Annotated in this window: 18 protein-coding genes; 11 read left to right on the forward strand and 7 right to left on the reverse strand. The window is 62.0% G+C overall.

Annotated elements, in window-relative coordinates; translation table 11 throughout:
• Window position 1: 1 nt before the first annotated feature.
• The 6 genes from CO660_RS24270 to CO660_RS24295 are packed head-to-tail and all read right to left on the reverse strand — an operon-like array spanning window position 2 to window position 5,529.
• Window positions 2–694 (reverse strand): amino acid ABC transporter permease, encoded by a 693-nt coding sequence (locus CO660_RS24270; RefSeq protein WP_097600899.1) that lies wholly within the window; start codon window positions 692–694, stop codon window positions 2–4.
• A gap of 18 nt (window positions 695–712) precedes the next feature.
• Entirely contained in the window at window positions 713–1,420 is a 708-nt protein-coding gene (locus CO660_RS24275; RefSeq protein WP_097600860.1) for an amino acid ABC transporter permease, read from the reverse strand.
• Between the two features lie 55 nt (window positions 1,421–1,475).
• Complete coding sequence (locus CO660_RS24280) at window positions 1,476–2,294, reverse strand: amino acid ABC transporter substrate-binding protein (protein WP_097600900.1); 819 nt, start codon at window positions 2,292–2,294, stop codon at window positions 1,476–1,478.
• 15 nt (window positions 2,295–2,309) lie between these two features.
• On the reverse strand, window positions 2,310–3,050 hold the full coding sequence (locus CO660_RS24285; protein ID WP_097600861.1) for an amino acid ABC transporter ATP-binding protein: 741 nt from the start codon (window positions 3,048–3,050) through the stop codon (window positions 2,310–2,312).
• Window positions 3,051–3,058: 8 nt separating this feature from the next.
• Window positions 3,059–4,534 carry an NAD(P)/FAD-dependent oxidoreductase gene (locus CO660_RS24290; RefSeq protein WP_097600862.1) on the reverse strand — a complete coding sequence of 492 codons (1,476 nt, stop codon included), beginning with the start codon at window positions 4,532–4,534 and terminating at the stop codon, window positions 3,059–3,061.
• A complete protein-coding gene (locus CO660_RS24295; protein ID WP_176536362.1) occupies window positions 4,531–5,529 on the reverse strand; it encodes a LysR family transcriptional regulator in 999 nt (332 codons plus the stop codon). The genes CO660_RS24290 and CO660_RS24295 overlap by 4 nt, the downstream gene beginning before the upstream one ends.
• A 157-nt stretch (window positions 5,530–5,686) precedes the next feature.
• On the opposite strand from CO660_RS24295, the gene CO660_RS24300 reads away from it, so the two are divergent.
• From CO660_RS24300 to CO660_RS24345, 9 genes are all read left to right on the forward strand, one after another.
• Complete coding sequence (locus tag CO660_RS24300; RefSeq protein ID WP_097600863.1) at window positions 5,687–6,169, forward strand: hypothetical protein; 483 nt, start codon at window positions 5,687–5,689, stop codon at window positions 6,167–6,169.
• On the forward strand, window positions 6,166–6,741 hold the full coding sequence (locus CO660_RS24305) for a peroxidase-related enzyme (RefSeq protein ID WP_097600864.1): 576 nt from the start codon (window positions 6,166–6,168) through the stop codon (window positions 6,739–6,741). Before CO660_RS24300 ends, CO660_RS24305 begins: the two co-directional genes overlap by 4 nt.
• Window positions 6,742–6,857: 116 nt before the next feature.
• Window positions 6,858–8,204 (forward strand): cation diffusion facilitator family transporter, encoded by a 1,347-nt coding sequence (locus CO660_RS24310; protein ID WP_097600865.1) that lies wholly within the window; start codon window positions 6,858–6,860, stop codon window positions 8,202–8,204.
• A gap of 102 nt (window positions 8,205–8,306) precedes the next feature.
• A complete protein-coding gene (locus tag CO660_RS24315; RefSeq protein WP_097600902.1) occupies window positions 8,307–8,585 on the forward strand; it encodes a metal-sensing transcriptional repressor in 279 nt (92 codons plus the stop codon).
• Between the two features lie 4 nt (window positions 8,586–8,589).
• A complete protein-coding gene (locus CO660_RS24320; RefSeq protein ID WP_097600866.1) occupies window positions 8,590–9,027 on the forward strand; it encodes a YqaA family protein in 438 nt (145 codons plus the stop codon).
• Window positions 9,027–9,746, forward strand: a complete 720-nt coding sequence (locus CO660_RS24325) for a sulfite exporter TauE/SafE family protein (RefSeq protein ID WP_097600867.1) — start codon at window positions 9,027–9,029, stop codon at window positions 9,744–9,746. The genes CO660_RS24320 and CO660_RS24325 overlap by 1 nt, the downstream gene beginning before the upstream one ends.
• A 193-nt stretch (window positions 9,747–9,939) precedes the next feature.
• Window positions 9,940–10,482, forward strand: a complete 543-nt coding sequence (locus tag CO660_RS24330; RefSeq protein ID WP_097600868.1) for a hypothetical protein — start codon at window positions 9,940–9,942, stop codon at window positions 10,480–10,482.
• A gap of 341 nt (window positions 10,483–10,823) precedes the next feature.
• Window positions 10,824–11,372, forward strand: a complete 549-nt coding sequence (locus tag CO660_RS24340) for a hypothetical protein (RefSeq protein WP_097600903.1) — start codon at window positions 10,824–10,826, stop codon at window positions 11,370–11,372.
• Between the two features lie 207 nt (window positions 11,373–11,579).
• Window positions 11,580–14,315 carry a response regulator gene (locus CO660_RS24345; RefSeq protein WP_097600869.1) on the forward strand — a complete coding sequence of 912 codons (2,736 nt, stop codon included), beginning with the start codon at window positions 11,580–11,582 and terminating at the stop codon, window positions 14,313–14,315.
• On the opposite strand, the gene CO660_RS24350 is transcribed toward CO660_RS24345, so the two are convergent.
• Complete coding sequence (locus CO660_RS24350; RefSeq protein WP_097600870.1) at window positions 14,275–14,700, reverse strand: hypothetical protein; 426 nt, start codon at window positions 14,698–14,700, stop codon at window positions 14,275–14,277. The two genes, CO660_RS24345 and CO660_RS24350, sit on opposite strands and share 41 nt — an antisense overlap.
• 177 nt (window positions 14,701–14,877) lie before the next feature.
• On the opposite strand from CO660_RS24350, the gene CO660_RS24355 reads away from it, so the two are divergent.
• Window positions 14,878–15,192 carry a plasmid stabilization protein gene (locus CO660_RS24355; RefSeq protein ID WP_097600871.1) on the forward strand — a complete coding sequence of 105 codons (315 nt, stop codon included), beginning with the start codon at window positions 14,878–14,880 and terminating at the stop codon, window positions 15,190–15,192.
• 110 nt (window positions 15,193–15,302) lie between these two features.
• The gene (locus CO660_RS24360; protein WP_097600872.1) at window positions 15,303–15,593 is read left to right on the forward strand and encodes a DUF3175 domain-containing protein; all 291 of its coding nucleotides are present in this window, start codon (window positions 15,303–15,305) and stop codon (window positions 15,591–15,593) included.

The raw sequence follows: 15,593 nt of genomic DNA on the forward strand, positions 1-15,593 counted from the left end.
CTCAGGTCCGTACTCTGAGAGCTCGTTCCGTTCTGTCGGCGATTTGGGTCACGGCATAGGCGATCACCATGTAGATCACCACGGCGACCAGGAAGGCTTCGAGGTAGTAGAAGTTCAGCGCCGCGGTCAACTGCGACTGTGCGAATATGTCGACCACCTCGATGGCGAAGCCGAGCGACAGCGCCTTCATGATGACCATGAAGGAGTTGGCGAGATCCGGGATGGCGGCGACGATCACCTGCGGCAGCATGACCCGGCGGAAGAGCTGGCTCTTCTTGTAGCCGAGCGAATAGGCGGCGTCCGCCTGCCCCGTGTCGAAAGAATTTAGGGCGCCCTTCACGACTTCGGCCTGGAAGGCTGCGACGCAGGCGGTGAGAGCGACGATCAAGGTCACCCAGTTGGGCGTGGAGTGGCCGTTATAGTCGATGCCGACGAGCGACGTCGTGAACTGCAGAAACGACGGCAGGCCGTAGTAGGCAAGGAAGATAACGATCACCATGGGCACGCCTTTGAAGGCGACCTTGTAGGCGACGACGAGCTGGCGGAGCACCGGGATCTTCCGATACTCGACCATGGCAAACAGGCTGCCGACGATCGTCGATAGGACGAAGATTGCGAGCGCCATGGCAAGCGTCAGCGGCACAGCGCCGAGGATCTCATAAAGGTCGGGGAGAAGAACTTCGCTGTCGAAAATCATGCCTTCCCTCCTCGATCAGACGCTGGCCATCAGCGGGGCACGGATCGTCGCGTCGCCGGGCACATATCTTCCCGACCGACGCTCGAAGGACCTCACGACGGCCCAGGCGATGAGGCAAAGGACCGAGTACAGCACCGCCAGTACGAGGTAGGTCTCGAACTGGTATTGGTTGTAGTCCCGCTCCATCACGAGGTGGGCGGTGGCCATGACGTCGGCCGCGCCGATGTACATGACAAGCGCCACGTTGTGGATCAGGTAGATGATGGAGTTGCCATACCCCGGCAGCGCAATGTGGACGGCCTGCGGAGCGATGACGCGCAATAGCTTTTGGCGGAAGGTGTAGCCCAGGCTGTCCGCCGCATCGTGCTGGCCTCGCTCGACTGCGAGGTACGCCGGACGCATGACCTCCGAAAGATAGCCGCCATGGTAGAGGCTGAGGCCTAGCATGGCGGCTATCGTCGGCGAGACGAAGTCGCCGATACCGAACAGGCCGACGAGCACGGGAAGCCCATAGAAGGCGACGAACAACTGAAGGACGACGGGAACGCTGCGGGCATAGGAGACGTAGAGGTCGGCCAACTGGCTGATCACCGGGATCCTGCGCACCCGGAACGTCGTCGCGATCGATGCCAGCACGAAGCCGGCGGCCATGGCCGTGAATGTGATCGCAAGCGTCAGCGGCAATGCCGAGAGCAACTCGGGGATCATTATGGAAAGGTCCACTTGGGAACGCTCCTTCTTTCAGTCTTTGCCTGGTCGCCGGCTTCGAAGCCTGGGGTTACTTCATGTATGTGGTGATGTCCTCGCCGAACCATTTCTGCGAGAGCTTGGCGAGCGTGCCGTCGGCCTTGAGCTCCTTCAGTGCCTTATCGAAGCCCTCGGCGAGCGCCTTGTTCTCTTCCGAGCGGTGGATCAGCACGAAGGTGTTGTTGATCGCGACCGGCTCGCTCGCCTGAAGGTTCAGCTTCTGCTCGTCGATCACCGTCTGCTCGCCGAGATTGGACGGAAGGACGAGCGCATCGTACTTGCCGTTCTCGACTTCCTTCAGACGGTCCGGATAAGGGATGCCTGCGCTCGAAGCGGTGATCTCGATCTTGTAGTCGGGGTTCTTTTCCTGCCAGGCCGTCGCGAACTTGTAGATGCCGCCGCCTGCCGTCACGGGCACGATCTTCTTGCCGACCAGATCCTTCATTTCCTTGATACCGCTGTCCTTGCGGCTGTAGATCTTGATCAGGCTGGCGCCAATCGGAGCTTCCGGGATGAGGAACTGCTTTTCACGAGCCGGGGCGCGGTAGTAGCCGCCCGTCGCCACGTCGTACTTGCCCGTCGCAAGCCCAGTCTCCTGCGCGATGTCGGCGGCGCCCTCCATCACGAACTTGTACTGGGGAAGCTTGGCGTTGACGGCCTTCAGCACGTCCGGCTCGTAGCCCTGCGGCTCCACGCCGATCGCGCCCCAGGACAGCGGCTTGGATTCGGCCGCGGTGGCGATCTTGATCGTGCGGACGTCCTCTGCGAATGAGGCGGTTGCGAATGCGATCGCGACGCCTGCTACGGCGAGACCGAGACCACGGCGAGAGATTGAACTCATAGAAGTCATGTCAGGCATCCTTTCTTACTGAATCGCGCGTTCGGAATTGAGGAACTGAGCGAGGCGCGGGTTGGAAGGGCTATCGAAGATTTCGGACGGACTGCCGTCGGCTGTGACGACACCCCGGTCCATGAAGACGATGCGGTTCGAGATATTCTTCGCGAACTGCATCTCGTGGGTGACGAGAAGTGAAGTGATGCCCGAGGACGTTACATCCTTGATCACCTTCAGCACCTCGTTCACGAGCTCGGGATCAAGCGAGGATGTAGGCTCGTCGAAGAGCATCACGTCCGGCTTGACCGCGAGTGCTCGGGCAATACCCGTTCTCTGGAGCTGTCCGCCGGAAAGCTGGGACGGATAGTTGTCGAGCTTGTCGGAAAGCCCTACCCGCTCGAGTTCCTGCAGCGCGACGCTGCGAGCCTCTTCCTTCGACTTGCCCTGCACGACGATTAGCGGATCCATGACGTTCTGGATGACCGTCATGTTCTTGAAGACATTGAACTGCTGGAACACCATCGCGGTGCGCAGGCGGATCGCCTGTATGGCCGCCTTGTCCGGGCGTGCGAAGTCCATCCTGATGTCGTCGAAGTCGATCTTCCCGGACTGCGGCTTGACGAGGTGATTTATGCACTTCAAGAGCGTCGTCTTGCCGGTCCCGCTCGGACCGATGATCGAAACTACGTCGCCTCGTTTCACCGAGAGATCCACGCCGTTCAGGATCTGGGTGCTGCCGTAGGACAGCTTCAGGTTCTTGATCTCAAGCATTTCGGGTCTCAGGTCCTTTCGGAGGATAGTTTGGGAAGCGCTTCGGTATCGTCATCGGCCCACTCGTCGCCGAGCAGTTCCGGCGTGTCGAACGCCTGGAGGTTTGCAAAGTGCTTTTCGCGGTCTTCGACGAAGAGTGATCTGACGATCCCGCGTGCCAGGCGGTCTGCACCTTCGCTGATTGCCGGGATGTCGCCCGTCAGCTTGCCGTGGCTGAGCGTTGCCGGGAAATTGAAGCAATGGATCTTCGCCAAGGTCGGGCACGAACCCGGCTCCCTCTCAAGGAACTCGAACGTGTCTCCGAGATCGGGCGACCCTTCGAGCTCTCCATTTTCCATTCCTGATGGCGTCGGGAAACGGTCCCGCCAGAGACGGATGTGTGGTTCGAAGGCGGCCAGTTCTGGCCGATTGGCCAAGTCGATCTTGAAGCCAGTACCGAAGATGAGGAAGTCGAGCGGATAGCTGCCGCGCGGCGTGGTCACGACGACGTGGTCGCCGTCCTGCCGCAGGGCGGTGATCGGGCTCTCGAGATGAAGGTGAGCCTGCTCGAACGAACTCACCCGCAGGACGCTCGGCCGCGGCGGAGGCGTCTGCTGGCCCATGGCATAGTTCAGGAAGCGCCACTTCCATTCGTCTGGCAGCCCGGCAAATCCATGTACCACGCCCTGGCTGCCGATGCCGGTGAACTTGTTGATCCGCGGCAGTTCCTTGCGCCGTACAAACATCTCGAGACGATCGGCCCCGGCTTCGAGAGCGGTCGCGGCATTGTCCATGGCCGATGCACCAGCGCCGATCACCCCTACCCGCTTGCCGCGGAGCGCCGAGAAATCGACTTCGTCGGCGGTATGCGCCCAGAACTTGCGGTCGACTTGGTCCGCGATATCAGGAACGAACGGACCGCCGAGACCATCGCGCCCGGTCGCCAGCACCACATGGCGCGCAATAATCGTGTCCTTAGCACCATCTTGACTGCACACGAGATCAAGCATGCCGTCCTCGCGGGGGAGGATCGCGTGAACCGAAACGCCGTTCCTTACGGGCAGCTCGAGCACCTTCCGGTACCATATGAGATACTCCATCCAGATTTCACGCGGCGCCCGGTCTAGCGCGTCCCACGCCTCGCGGCCGAAGCGCGCTTCGTAGTAGGCGCGGAACGTGAGAGCTGGCAGTCCCATCGCGGGACCGGTGAGCTGCTTGGGAGACCGAAGCGTCCGCATCCGGGCGAATGTGACCCACGGCCCTTCCTGCCCTGCGGCCGCTTTGTCGAGGACAAGATGGTTGGCAACCCCGAGGCGCTTCAGCATTCCGGAGGCGACGAGGCCCGCCATGCCGCCGCCGATGATGACAACGTCGACAACATCCTGGCCATCGGCTTCACGAGCAGGAACCCAGGCCTTGGCGGGCAATTCCAACCATGAGAGGTCCTGGCGCAGGCGCTCCTCGAGGGCATCGAGGGTATCCGGGAATATGGAGAGGTCGCTCATGCCGACGCTCCTTCATCAATGGCGGCCTGCCCGTAGATGGTGTCTGCCAGCGCATCCGAGCCGTTCGCCTCCAGCAGACGGCAGCCGGGCATCGCCAGCGCTTCCGCTCGCGCCGCATCGATCACCGCAGAGACCGTCGGTGTGAGCGGCAGTGCTGCAGCGGAGATCGCGCCAAACAGGAATGGTATGGTCTGGTCAATCGCGCGCATCATGATGCCATCCAATGGCACGCCGCAGACAGTCGCAGGCTCGACGATTGCGACGCCTAGTCCTGCGCGGACGAGGGAAAGCGCTGTCAGCGAAGCATTCACGTCGATGATGCGCTCCGGCGCGACTCCTACCCGATCGAGCGCTTCGTCGATGCGATGACGGAGACGATAGGGATTGGCGAGCGTGATGATCCGTCGATCTGCGAGATCCGCCAAACGAACGACTTCGTCCGCGGCTAAAGGATCGCCAGCACCGATGGCGATGACGCAGGGCGCTTCCGCGATCCAGTGGATGTCGAGGCCGGGATGTTCGAGCGGAAGGCTCGATATCCCGAGATCCGCCGAACGGGCGACCACCGCCTGAACCACATTCTCCGCCGCGAGCGCCTGGACGTGGAGATGACGGGGAATGAGATCGCCTGGGACGGCTGCCAGCGCCTGCGGCAAGATCCCTGCGGCAAGCGACGGCGTCGCGGCGACTGTCAGCGTCGCCGGCTCGTCCCGGCCGATCGCCTCCGCCCGTTCACGGATATGGATGAGGCTGGCAAGATGACGCTCCACCTCGGCATGAAAGCGCAGACCGCGCGATGTCGGCTGGATACGGCCGCTGCTTCTGTGAAGAAGCGCGTAGCCGAGATCGGCCTCGAGGTCCTGGATCAGTCGCGAAACTGCTGGCTGGGAACGCCCGAGCAGGCGAGCCGCGCCGGTTACGCTCCCTGCGGACATTACCGCCGCGAAGGCTTCAAGCTGTCGGATGTCGATCGAGTTTCCATGCATATATGACATCAACCATTGTCCTTCATGTTATTAAAGCATGAGTTTTCCATAAAATCACTGGAGAATAGATAATTATTTCACATAGAATTCCGCCGGCCATGCTAATTTGACATGGACAATGGCGAGGCCTATCTGGTGCTCTCCGCGAGATGCAAAGGAGCCTCTTTTGACACTCATCGAAACCCTCGCCGCCGTCAGACCTGGTTCGGCCCTTGCCGAAGCGATGGAGAAGCGTGCCGAGATTCTGCGCCTGAGCGAGGCCGCCCACGACGCGGTGCTTCTTCCCCGCGATCCGGGCGGACTGTCGCATGGGCTGCGAGCCGCTCTCGCCGCGCGGATGGCCCGTCACAACGGCAACGAAGCGCTTGCCGATCACTATGACGGACTGGTGAAACGGGCTGCAGAAAAGTCAACTGCGTTGCTCGCGCAACCCGGCACGAACGTTGATGACGGCCGGACGGCCGAGATCGTCCGTCACGCCGACCGACTGACCCTGGCGCCGCGCGATTCAACCCGTGGCCACATCGAAGCATTGCGAAGCGTCGGCGTTGGCGACGCCGACATCGTCCGCCTTTCGGAGCTGGCCGCCTTCGTGAACTATCAGGTGCGCGTCATCGCCGGATTGGCGCTGATCGGAGCAAGACAATGAGCGACGTCGTACACAGCTTCACCACCACGGTTCCGCGCTGGCAGCCTTATGTTGTTCCAGTCGATCTTGAGACCGCCACCGAGGAACAGCGCGAAGCGATGCAGGTTACGCCGTCCAACAAGGGCATCTCGACCTATGTCCTGACACTCGCACACGACCCGGAATCGCTTGCGGTCCGCTCCCCACTGTTCAATCTGATCATGTACGGGAAGGACGGGCTTTCATTGGGCGAGCGCGAGTTGGGAGCCACGGCCGCGTCTGTCGTCAATCGCTGTGTCTACTGCGCCGCCGTCCACGCGTCCCGGTTCATCAACTATACCAAGCGGACCGACGTGATCGACGCGATCTTCGCCGATGAACTCGGTGCGGAACTCGACGAGCACCTGCAGGCGATCTTCGACTTCTCTGCACATCTGTCGACGACGCCCCCGAGAGCTACGCAGGTGGATGCCCAGGATCTAGCCAACGTCGGCCTTTCCGAGCTTGAATCCCTGGACCTTGTCCTATCGTCTGCGATCTTTGGCTGGGCGAACCGCCTGATGCATACGCTTGGCGAACCCGTCAAGGATTGAGCGCTGGCGGGTCCACCCGGTTGCGTGCCGCTAATCGCGGAACAGCCCCGGGCGTTCCAACTTGACGTATCCCCTCCAGGAGGATAGGTAGGCGACTATCCCCCTGGAGGTCTGCAATGTTCGCCAACGTCAAGCAATGGTTCGGCTTCGGCCACTCCGATCACGCCCACGGCCATAGCCACGGCTCGCATTCTCACTCGCATGGAGACGAGGGTGGCCATGGCCACACGCACGGCGTCATCGATCCGAGCATCGCATCTTCGGAGCGGGGTATCTGGGCGATCAAATGGTCCTTCGTCATCCTGGCGATCACCGCGTTGCTGCAGCTCGTCGTCGTCTTCACTTCGGGAAGCGTCGCTCTGTTGGCAGATACCATCCACAACATCGGCGACGCCGCCACCGCCATCCCGCTCTGGATCGCCTTCACGCTCGTCCGCCGGAAGCCGACCAGGACTTTCAACTATGGCCTTGGCAGGGTCGAGGACCTTGCCGGGATGGTGATCGTTCTGATCATCCTGTTGAGCGCCATCGTCGCCGGATACGAGGCGATCGACCGCCTTATGGACCCGCAGCCCATCACGCAGCTTCTGGCGGTGGCCCTCGCCGGGGTAATCGGCTTCATCGGCAATGAGGCCGTGGCGGTGTTCCGCATCCGCGTGGGCAGACAGATGAACAGCGCCGCCCTGATCGCCGACGGCTACCACGCCCGCACAGACGGCCTCACGAGCCTGGCGGTAGTGCTCGGCGCCGTCGGGGTCTGGATGGGCTTCCCGCTCGCCGATCCGATCATCGGCCTGCTGATCACCATCGCGATCTTCGGCATCGTTTGGCAGTCGGCGCGGTCCGTCATCACCCGCAGCCTCGACGGCGTGGAGCCGGGAACGGCGGAGGAAGTCCGTCACGCTGCGGAGCACGTCAATGGAATCGACCGGGTCGTCGACGTGAAGGCACGGTGGCTGGGCCACAAGCTGCATGCCGACCTCACGATCTCCGTCGACCCGTCCAAGACGGTCGCCGACGCGAATGCGGTGGTCACCGCTCTCCGGAACGAGATGACCGCCCACCTGCCTGCCCTCGCCACGGCGACCATCCAGCTCGATTCCGCCGGCGTTCCTGCCGCGGCTGATCACGGACACGGACATCACCATGCCCCGGCTCCGTTCACGGTAAGTTCCCGTTTGGCGACCGGACTGCTGGAGATTATCGATACGCCCGGGGGTGAGCGCATGCGGCTTTCGATCTCGAAGCACGCGCATGGACTGGAGGCGGTCGTCGAAATCGCCCGCGAAAGCGGCGTGGAACGGTTGCCGCTTCTTCCCTCGTGCGTGGATCATCATGCGTTGATCAGCACGCTCGCACCCGCCGAACCTCACGAGTTCGACGCTGTGCTGAAGCTGATGGCGGGCATCGAGGTCGATGACCTTCCGTTCCGAATGGAAGAACCGGAAGGGCACCATCATTGACCTTCCCACGGCGGCTCCGGCGGCGTAACGTCCGGCGGGCCGGCGGCGTAACGTCCGGCGGGCCGCGAGGCAATGGAGCTTTCCGGACCGGAAATGGACACGATGACCGAACCGCACACGCATGCCACCCATCCCGAAATCGTCAAGCGCCTCAAGCGTGCAGAAGGCCACCTTCGCAGCGTCATCGCCATGATCGAGGGGGGCAAGCCGTGCCTCGACATCGCCCAGCAGCTCTCTGCCGTGGAGAAGGCGATCGTGAACGCCAAGCGGACGCTGATCCAGGACCATCTCGACCACTGCCTCGAGGAGACGGTCGGCGCCCTGCCGCTCGACAAGCGGCAGTCGATCGACGAGTTCAAGACGATCACGAAATACCTATAGGCCGATGCTTGGTGTCGCCGCATATGGCGGACTGTTCCTCGCCGCATTCGCGGCCGCGACCATCCTGCCGATGCAGTCTGAGGCGGCCCTCGTCGGCCTCATTCTCACGGAACGGCATTCGACGATCCTGCTCGTCACCGTCGCCAGCTTCGGCAACGTCTCTGGATCGGTGGCCAACTGGTTCCTCGGGCGCTGGATCGAACGTTTCAAGGACCGCCGCTGGTTTCCCGTCTCCCCCGCCGCGCTGCAGCGGGCGCAGGAATGGTATCGGCGCTATGGCAAGTGGTCGCTGCTTGCGAGCTGGCTGCCGATAGTCGGCCATCCGATCACCGTCGTCGCCGGTGTCCTCGGGGAGCCTCTCCGGACGTTCGTCCTGCTGGTGGCCGTTGCGAAGGTGGGACGCTATATCGTGCTGGCGGCCGCAACCATAGGACTGACCTAATGCCCTGGCAGCAGATCGTCGAATTCCAGCGGGAGATTTACCTCGCCTTTGCGGACCACATAAAGTCGTTCGCGGGCGGAGGTGGATGGCTCGCATTCCTCGCATTCCTGCCGATGGGAATTGCCTTCGGGGCAGTCCATGCCCTGACGCCGGGGCATAGCAAGTCCGTCCTCGCCACCTATCTGACAGGCTCGTCGATGAAGGCGCATCGCGCCCTCTTCGTGTCCATGGCGCTCTCCTTCACCCACGTTGCGATGGCCGTCCTCATCGCTCTGCTTGCCTTGCCGCTGGTCTCGCACTCCTTCGTTGACGCGGGTTCGGCCCCCGCCCTCCAGGCGCTCAGCCGAGGACTGCTGGGCGTGATCGGTCTGTGGATGCTGGGGAGCGCGCTGTTCCGGCGTGCCCACACCCATTCGAGCGGAGAAGGCATCCTCGTCGGATTCATGGCCGGGCTGATCCCCTGCCCTTTGACGCTCTTCGTCATGACCTTCGCGATGATCCATCAGGTGGTGGTCACGGGCATCCTTTTCGCCGTCTCCATGATGATCGGCGTCGGCGTGACGCTCTCCGCGGTGGCGCTCCTCTCCGTGGCGTTCCGGGAGCAGCTCGCAAGGCTGTTGAGGACGCGTCCCAGACTGTTGGCTGTGACCTCCAAGACCATCGAGGCAGCCGCCGGCGCGATTCTGCTCGCGGTGGCTATCCATGAAATCTTCTTCTAAGAGCGCATCTCACAAGCGAGGGGCGGCTCGGACCGGCGCGGCTGATGCGGAGAGGCTTTCTGGTTGCTGGTCGATCGAAGTGCCCTAAATACGTTGTGAGGACAGATGAAGACGGCGATCCTCGCGGACGCCAGGTGAAGTCCGACGACACGGACACCCAATCCCGCTTCAGATACGCCGCAATCAGACGAAGATGGCACGCGCCACAGCAATCATGGAGTTGGCTTTCCTCTGCCTCGCGTCAGGTTCGCAGGCGGAGGACGGCGGTTCCGTGTTTCGTTTTTTCGATCGCTTCTGCTTGTCGCGCGGACCTGATTATCAGCGCACGGTCGCGATCGCCGAGACGAACCGCTGGTTGCCGCTTCCCACGGAGATGCTTGTCGGGCTTGTTCCTCTCGCTAATCTGGAAGCCGTCGAGGGATGGGCTGTATCTGGCAACGGCCTGCCGCAGCAAATGATCTTGGAGATCAGCAAGCACACCCTGAACGGCAAATCTGTGCATGCCTGCACCATGGTCACGTTCGGTACCGACAGCATCGAATTCGAGAAGGCCTTCTTCCAACGGACGGATGGTGAGGCGATCCAACAAGTTCACAGCGCGACGCATGTTCACAAGCTTTATGATTTAGAGTTGAGCGGCCGCAGCGAACTTGTCACCGTAACTGTGCCTGCGGAATTGAATGGCGCGGATAATCTGATGGCGAGTTCGATCGCGGAAGCGCAATGGGAGAACTGACAGGAGCAATGCCGAGTGCGCGATTGCCTGCCGGCCAGAGGTGAAGGCCTGCCAATAGAATTTGCCGCCGGCCTGGTGCCATGCCCGCTTACGTTGTTCGTGATGACCTTCGCGATGATCCACTAGGTTGTCGTCACCGGGTTGGTGTTCGTCGCCACGAGGGTTGCCCTGCCTTATCCGCCGTTGCTCTTGTGGCTGTGGTTTTCCGGGACGGGATCGATCTTCTATCTGATGAGAAGGCATCCGCAATTGCTTGCCTCCGTCTCGCGCGCGACGGCCGGCCTGGCCGGCCTCGTGCTCGAGATAGCGAATTGGTTGAACGCGCGATGAGGATCAACGCGATGCGAAGACTTCAGAGTATACTTGCTTCGGCAGCAATTGCGTTCGTGCCTTTCACCACCGCCCTTGCGGACGATGGTCTGTCTTCGTTCGACCGTTTCGTCGATCGCTGTCTGGACCGCGGGCCGCAGTATGATCGCGCGGCCGCCCTCGCCCACCGAAACAAATGGCCGGCGCTTGCTGCCGATATGGTGTTGAGCATTCTTCCTCTTTCGGAGCCGGTGGCATTCGACGGCTGGATCACCGGGGCGGGCAGCGCGGCACCCTTCGAAGCCCTGGTCGTTGGAAGGGGTATGGTCGGCGAGAAGCCCGTCGAGAGCTGCACGATGGCCTTCGCCGGGACCGACGCCGCGGGCTTCGAGCACAGTCTTGTTTCGACAAAAGAGGCAAAACCGTCCGGCGAGCAGAACGGTGAAGGACGTATCCGGAAGTTCTTCACGATCGAGCGCGATGGGTTGAAAGAGGCGGTGACGCTCGATCTTCCCGTCTACCCTAACGGCAGCGACGAGGTGCTCGCGAGCGTCGTCGCCGAGCAGCAGACCGAGCACTGAACTTGCCCCGATAACAAAGCGCTGAATACCGAGCGGCAACCATATTTCAACCGAACCCTTTCCCCGCCATCGCAAGCCTCTATGTTGACGGTGGACGAGCTGAATCCTTACGGCGCCGCGCATCTTTTCAGGCGCCCAAGAAATGCTGTAGAACTTTGAATCGCTGCCGCTCGCACCGGCGCGGTGGCGATAGGGAAGCGGTTTTGAATGGGAAGCGTCGGCAACGGCTGGCCGAGAGGCGGCGGGAAAATCGGCGAATTGTTGCGGCATCCGGCCTTTGACGCCGTCGGTCTCGGACCGGCCGAAAGCTGGCCTGCGTCTCTCAAGCATATCGCCGAAATGGTGTTGAATTCGCGTCAGCCGAAATTCGTCGCCTGGGGACCGGATCTCGCCTTTCTCTACAATGATGCCTACGTGCCTGTTTTCCCCGACCGGCATCCTGGCGCACTCGGAAGACCCTTTCGCGAGGTTTGGGCAGATATCTGGGAACAGTTCTCGCCGATCGTCGCCAGTACGCTTGAAGGCAGGCCGCAGCTCTTCAAGGAGCTGCTCATCCCGATGCGCCGGGACGGCCGCACCGAGGATACCTGGTTTACCTTCTCCTATACGCCGCTGCGCGACGATGACGGCGCCATCGCCGGCATCCTTTGCGCGACCCTCGACGTCACCGACCAAGTGGCGGCCAAGCGGGGCGAGAAGCTGGCGCTGGAAGAGCTGCGCGCCAAATCGGAGGCGCTTGCCGTCGTCAACCAGGCGGGCGCCGCTATCACCGTCGAGCCCGATGTCGAACGCCTCACCCAGATTGTCGTCGATGCGGGTGTGACGCTGACAGGCGCCGAATTCGGCGCCTTCTTCTACAATGTCGATGATGGCGAGGGCGGCAGCTACATGCTTTACGCCCTCTCCGGCGTCGACCGGAAGAACTTCGAGAAATTCCCGATGCCACGCAATACGAAGGTCTTTGAGCCGACCTTCAGCGGTGAAGGCATCGTGCGCTCCGACGACATTCTGCTCGACCCGCGCTACGGCCAGAATCCGCCGCATGCCGGCATGCCGAAAGGGCATTTGCCGGTCAGAAGCTATCTTGCCGTGCCGGTGAAATCGCGCGACGGCAGCGTCATCGGCGGCTTGTTTTTCGGCCACGGCGAACCCGGCCGCTTCTCTCAAGCCGCCGAGGCGAGCCTCGTCAGCCTTGCCGGCCAATCGGCGGTCGCAATCGACAATATCCGGCTGTTCCGTGCCGCCAAAATCGAAATCGACCAGCGCCGCCACATGGAAGATCAGCTGCGCAAACTCAACGATATGCTCGAGGTCCGGGTCGCGGCCGAGATCGCGGATCGCCAACAGGCTGAAGCAGCGCTCCGGCAGTCGCAGAAGATGGAATCGATCGGCAAGCTCACCGGCGGCGTTGCCCATGACTTCAATAATCTGCTGCAGGTTATCTCGGGCAATCTGCAGCTTCTCGGCAAGGACGTGGCGGAAAATGGCCGGGCCAGAGAGCGCATTTCGAATGCGCTTGCCGCCGTCGAACGCGGCTCGCGACTGGCAAGCCAGCTGCTCGCCTTCGGCCGCCGCCAGGCGCTGGAACCGAAGGTCGTCAATATCGGCCGGCTGGTCACCGGCATGGATGACATGCTGCGTCGCGCGCTCGGCGAGGAAATCGAAGTGGAGACCATCGTCTCCGGCGGCCTCTGGAACACCTTCGCCGATCCTGCCCAGATCGAGAACGCCCTGCTCAACCTCGCGATCAACTCGCGCGACGCAATGGGTGGTGTCGGCAAGCTGACGATCGAGGTCGGCAACGCCTTCCTCGATGATTCCTACAGCCGCACCCATCCCGAGGTGAAGGCCGGCCAATATGTCGTGCTCGCCGTCACCGATACCGGCTCCGGCATGACGCAAGAGGTGATGGAGCAGGCCTTCGAGCCGTTCTTTTCGACAAAACCGGAAGGCAAGGGCACCGGTCTCGGCCTCTCCATGGTTTACGGTTTCGTCAAACAGTCCGGCGGTCACGTGAAGATCTACAGCGAGATCGGCGAGGGTACGACGGTCAAACTCTACCTCGCCCGCTCGTTGCGCAGCGAGGATCGCGCCGCGGCGGCCGACAACCTTCCGGCAACCGGTGGGACCGAAACCATCCTCGTCGCCGAGGACGACGAGGGCGTTCGCGCCACGGTCGTCGAGATGCTCTCGGATCTCGGCTATTACGTGCTGAAGGCGAAGGATGCGCAAAGCGCCCTCACCGTCATCGAAAGCGGTGCCCACATCGACCTGCTCTTTACCGATGTCGTCATGCCCGGTCCGTTGCGCAGCCCGGAGCTTGCCCGCATGGCGCGACAGCGCCTGCCCGACATCGCCGTGCTCTACACCTCGGGCTATACGGAAAACTCAATCGTTCACGGCGGCAGGCTCGATCCAGGCCTGGAGCTGCTCTCCAAGCCCTATACGCGCGAGGAGCTCGCCCGCAAGATCCGCCAGGTGCTCGCCAACCGGCCGCAACGCCACCAGGCAGAGGCCAATGCGCCGGTGTCCAATGCAAAGCAACCCGATCCAAAGGTTCCCGGCACGGCCCGAAAGCTGAAGCTGCTGCTCGTGGAAGACGATGCATTCATCCGGATGGATACCGCCGAAATCCTGCAGGATCTCGGCTACGCCGTCATCGAGGCGGGCAGCGGCGAACAGGGCATTGATATCCTTGGTCACACGCTCATCAACGTGATCGTCGTCGACGTCGGCCTGCCCGGCATGTCGGGCTCGGCCTTCGCCGCCAAGGCGCGGGAAGCCTTTCCGTCCGTCGGCCTGGTCTTCGCCACGGGCGACAGCGACCCGCCCGACGCCGCTCGCTTCTCCGGCTCGGTGCTGCTGATGAAACCCTACACCAGCGCTGCGCTCGACCGGGCGGTCAAGAGAGCCGTCCAGCTTTCCCAAGCTGAACCGCCCTAACCGCACCGTCGAACTCGGGATATTTGCGCATCAGGTCGACCTCGCTGGTGCAGCTGTCGTCGCGCGCCGTCAATTCGATCGAGATCGTGTCGCCAGGATCGAGGCGGCCGTCGTCATGATGGTCGCCATCGTGATGGCTGCCGCCGTCGTAACGACTACCGTCATTGTGATAGACGGGAATGCGGGCGCCGCTCTGGCTGACAAGCACGGCATCCTTCTTGAAACCCCTCTGTAGCAGCCAGTCGCGCGGCGCCATCAGGCGGATATCGACCTCGTAGGAATGTCCCTTCCCTTCCTTGAAGCTGACCGTGTAGGTGACCGGCGATACCTGGCCGTTCACGTCGATCGTGCCGTTTCCATCGGCTTTGACGATGTGTTTTTCCATGTTCTCGGTTCCTTGCTGCATGCGGGCTTAAGTAGGCTCGCCCATCGAAAACCCGACAAAATCGGCTTTTGTTCCGAAATCTGGGACAATGACCCTATAGGGAACTTTTCCCCTCCCCACCGGTTGGATTCTCTTACAAATCGCGTTCGAGCGCTTTGCAAACCACAGGAGGCGAAGATGCCGCGAGGAGACAAATCCGACTATACCGACAAGCAGAAACGCAAGGCCGAACACATCGAGGAGAGCTACGAGGAGCGCGGCGTCTCTGAGCAGGAGGCCGAACGGCGCGCCTGGGCGACCGTCAACAAGGAAAGCGGCGGCGGCAACAAATCCGGTTCCGGCCGCGGCAAGAAGGATACGCATGAATCCTCCAAAAAGGGCGGCCGGGCCGGCGGCGCTGCATCCGCGGCACGCTCGAAGGAGGAACGCTCCGCTTCCGCCAAGAAGGCGGCCGCGACACGCAAGCGCAACGAGCACCATAGCCACCACTAAACATGTGCCGAAGGGTGTGAGCGGTCTCGGGCGGCACCATGCTCCAACCAATCGAGAAGAGGACGGCAGGCGCCAGTTTGTCGCCAGTCCGTCCGGCAAGGATTTTTGTCATGGCCAATTCGAAGAAGAAATGGTCGCAGGACGTTACCGAACACAGCAACGCGATGGACCTCAAGGAAGGCGTGTCCAAATCGGACGATCCGAAGGAGATCGCCCGCTCGATCGAGCGCTCCGCCGAGGAGAGAGATCGCCGCAAGTCCAGCCCGTTTCGCGCTGCCATGTCGATGCTGACCTTCTACATCAACCGCGCTGGCGAGCAGCTGTCGAAAAAGCGGCGCGGCACCCTTGAAAAGGCCAAAGATGAACTGCGAAAAGACTTCGGTCGTCAATCGAGGCGTTGA

The organism is Rhizobium sp. L9 (genome assembly GCF_002531885.1).
Classification (GTDB): domain Bacteria; phylum Pseudomonadota; class Alphaproteobacteria; order Rhizobiales; family Rhizobiaceae; genus Rhizobium.